Below are 3905 nucleotides of genomic sequence, written 5' to 3' on the forward strand. Positions count from 1 at the left end.
GTGGGAGCGAGCCTGCTCGCGAAGGGGCCGGGACAGTCGCCAACATTCCTCCAGGCAAAAGAAAACCCCCGATAAACCAGCGGTCTATCGGGGGCTTCTTTCAGCAGGCGCTTTTACACGCCCACCCGCTCAGCTTATTGGCAAGCTTCGCAATCCGGCTCGTCGATCGCGCAGGCCTTTGGCACTGGCGCAGGTCCTGCTGGAGCAGCCAGGACCGAGTCGTCACCGTGGTTGCCGCCGCTGGAAACCGCGTTCAGCTTGCCGGTGTTGATGGTCGACTTCTCGGTGCTGGTGGCGGCCAGGGCACGGAGGTAGTAAGTGGTTTTCAGGCCACGGTACCAAGCCATGCGGTAGGTCACGTCCAGCTTCTTGCCCGAGGCGCCGGCGATGTACAGGTTCAGCGACTGGGCCTGGTCGATCCACTTCTGGCGACGGCTGGCGGCGTCGACGATCCACTTGGTGTCCACTTCGAACGCGGTGGCATAGAGCTCCTTGAGTTCTTGCGGGATGCGCTCGATCTGCTGCACCGAACCGTCGTAGTACTTCAGGTCGTTGATCATGACCGAGTCCCACAGGCCGCGGGCCTTGAGGTCGCGGACCAGGTACGGGTTGATCACGGTGAATTCGCCCGACAGGTTCGATTTCACGTACAGGTTCTGGTAGGTCGGTTCGATCGACTGCGACACGCCAGTGATGTTGGCGATGGTGGCGGTCGGTGCGATGGCCATGATGTTCGAGTTGCGGATGCCTTTCTGCACACGGGCACGAACCGGTGCCCAGTCCAGGGTTTCCTTCAGGTCGACGTCGATGTACTTCTCGCCACGCTGGGCGATCAGGATCTGTTGCGAGTCCAGCGGCAGGACGCCTTTGGACCACAGCGAACCCTGGAACGTCTCGTAGGCGCCGCGCTCGTCGGCCAGGTCGCAGGAAGCCTGGATCGCGTAGTAGCTGACCGCTTCCATGGACTTGTCGGCGAACTCGACCGCGGCGTCCGAACCGTACGGGATGTGCTGCAGGTACAGCGCGTCCTGGAAGCCCATGATGCCCAGGCCGACCGGACGGTGCTTGAAGTTCGAGTTCTTCGCTTGCGGCACCGAGTAGTAGTTGATGTCGATCACGTTGTCGAGCATGCGCACGGCGGTGTTGACGGTGCGTTGCAGCTTGGCGGTGTCCAGCTTGCCGTCGACGATGTGGTTCGGCAGGTTGATCGAGCCCAGGTTGCAGACCGCGATCTCATCCTTGTTGGTGTTCAGGGTGATCTCGGTGCACAGGTTCGAGCTGTGGACCACGCCCACGTGCTGCTGCGGGCTGCGCAGGTTGCATGGGTCCTTGAAGGTCAGCCATGGGTGGCCGGTTTCGAACAGCATCGACAGCATCTTGCGCCACAGGTCTTTGGCCTGGACGACTTTGAACAGCTTGATCTTGTTGTACTCGGTCAGGGCTTCGTAGTACTCGTAGCGCTCTTCGAAGGCCTTGCCGGTCAGGTCGTGCAGGTCCGGCACTTCGGACGGCGAGAACAGGGTCCACTTGCCGTCATCGAAGACGCGCTTCATGAACAGGTCAGGGATCCAGTTGGCAGTGTTCATGTCGTGGGTACGACGACGGTCATCACCGGTGTTCTTGCGCAGCTCGATGAACTCTTCGATGTCCATGTGCCAGGTTTCCAGGTAAGCACAGACCGCGCCCTTGCGCTTGCCGCCCTGGTTGACCGCAACGGCGGTGTCGTTGACCACTTTGAGGAACGGAACGACGCCCTGGGATTTGCCGTTGGTGCCCTTGATGTAGGAGCCCAATGCACGGACCGGGGTCCAGTCGTTGCCCAGGCCGCCGGCGAATTTCGACAGCATGGCGTTGTCGTGGATCGCACCGTAGATGCCCGACAAATCGTCCGGCACGGTGGTCAGGTAGCAGCTCGACAGCTGTGGACGCAGGGTGCCAGCGTTGAACAGAGTCGGAGTCGAGGCCATGTAGTCGAAGGACGACAACAGGTTGTAGAACTCGATCGCACGGTCTTCACGCTGCTTCTCTTCGATCGCCAGGCCCATGGCCACGCGCATGAAGAACACCTGCGGCAGTTCGAAGCGCACGCCATCCTTGTGGATGAAGTAACGGTCGTACAGGGTCTGCAGGCCCAGGTAGGTGAACTGCTGGTCGCGCTCGTGGTTGATCGCCTTGCCGAGTTTTTCCAGGTCGAATTCGGCCAGGACAGGGTTCAGCAATTCGTACTCGATACCCTTGGCGACGTAGGCCGGCAAGGCCTTGGCGTACAGGTCGGCCATTTCGTGGTGGGTCGCGCTCTCGGCGACTTCCAGGAAGCTCAGGCCTTCGGCGCGCAGGGTGTCCATCAGCAGGCGCGCGGTCACGAACGAGTAGTTCGGCTCGCGTTCCACGAGGGTCCGCGCGGTCATCACCAGGGCTGTGTTGACGTCCTTGAGGGCGACGCCGTCATAGAGGTTCTTCAGGGTTTCGCGCTGGATCAGGTCGCCATCGACTTCTTCCAGGCCTTCGCAGGCCTCGGTGACGATGGTGTTCAGGCGGCCCATGTCCAGCGGCGCGAGGCTGCCGTCGGCGCGTGCGATGCGGATCGAAGGGTGGGCCTGGACCGGTGCGTCGGCCGGCGTGCGGGTGGCACGCTCCTTGGCGCGGGAGTCACGGTAGATCACATAGTCGCGAGCGACTTTCTGCTCGCCGGCACGCATCAGGGCCAGTTCGACCTGGTCCTGGATTTCTTCGATGTGGATGGTGCCGCCCGAAGGCATGCGACGCTTGAAGGTCGCGGTGACCTGCTCGGTCAGGCGGGCCACGGTGTCGTGGATTCGCGACGAGGCGGCAGCGGTGCCGCCCTCAACTGCGAGGAACGCTTTGGTGATGGCGACGGTGATCTTGTCATCGGTGTAGGGAACGACAGTGCCGTTACGCTTGATCACGCGCAGTTGGCCCGGCGCGGTGGCGGACAGATCCGGGCTCGAATCGGCGGCCAGCGGCGCGGTGCCCTGCGGGTTCTCGCGAGTTGTGTCGGTGTGCATGGGTGTCTCCACGTTCTCTATGTTTATTTGGGCACCATCACGGTGCCCACCGTTCCGTCCTGAAGCACTACAACCGACTGGCGCCGGGTATAACAACTTCGGGACAGTAGGAAGCGGGCCACGGGCACCGCCTCCATCCGAAGTTCTTGGGTAACGGGCCTGGGCTCGAAACCTGGTTTGCAAGGTGGCAGCAAAGGACTGCAACACCCGTACCGTTTCGGTCGTTTTCGACCTCCGAAACGGTTGCCATCCGCAGGGGCGGTCTGGACTTGGGAAACTGCGGTGTTGCAGGAGGACAGAGGCAAGAAAAGCGCTTGAATTCTCTATCCAACTTGTGTTTGGTTTTTGGCCTGAAACCCTACATGTAGGGTTTTTTACGCGGCGGGCTACAAGATAATGCGTTTTGGGGCACGAATCAACGTGCTGCCTGTGGATAAGCCTGTGCGTAATTTGTGTGCGAAACGTGGAACTGCTCTGTAGGCCGCGACCTAGCTGGAGCGAGCCTTTTTTCAATGATTCTGACGACTCGAAAACAGTCCGAGGTTTTTTGCGGGCGCGGACGTTACCACACAAATCCAGCCCGACCGAACGCATTTGTCCGCTTGTTTTCTGCGCAGGCGGCGTTTATACAATCGGCCGGTGCATGGGCGTGTTTATCCTCCTCTTCCGATATGACAAAAGATGGAGGGGCGGTAGTCATTGTGGGAGCGAGCTTGCTCGCGATGGCGGTGTATCAGCCGACAAAAATGTGGATGTGAATCCGCTATCGCGAGCAAGCTCGCTCCCACAGGGTTCGCGTTTTCCTTTATACCCACAAAAAGAAGAGGCCCCCCAGTGGAACAAGAAGCCTGGCAGATTTTGATCGTCGAGGATGACCAG

The 3905-nt window shown here is 60.5% G+C and carries 1 protein-coding gene; it reads right to left on the minus strand.

Features of this window, described 5'->3' with window-relative positions:
- Nucleotides 1–134: 134 nt before the first annotated feature.
- The gene (locus tag OC610_RS22730) at nucleotides 135–3026 is read right to left on the minus strand and encodes a ribonucleoside-diphosphate reductase subunit alpha (RefSeq protein ID WP_181288529.1); all 2892 of its coding nucleotides are present in this window, start codon (nucleotides 3024–3026) and stop codon (nucleotides 135–137) included.
- Nucleotides 3027–3905 lie beyond the last annotated feature (879 nt).

Source organism: Pseudomonas agronomica, assembly GCF_025917275.1.
In the GTDB taxonomy this organism is placed as follows: domain Bacteria; phylum Pseudomonadota; class Gammaproteobacteria; order Pseudomonadales; family Pseudomonadaceae; genus Aquipseudomonas; species Aquipseudomonas agronomica.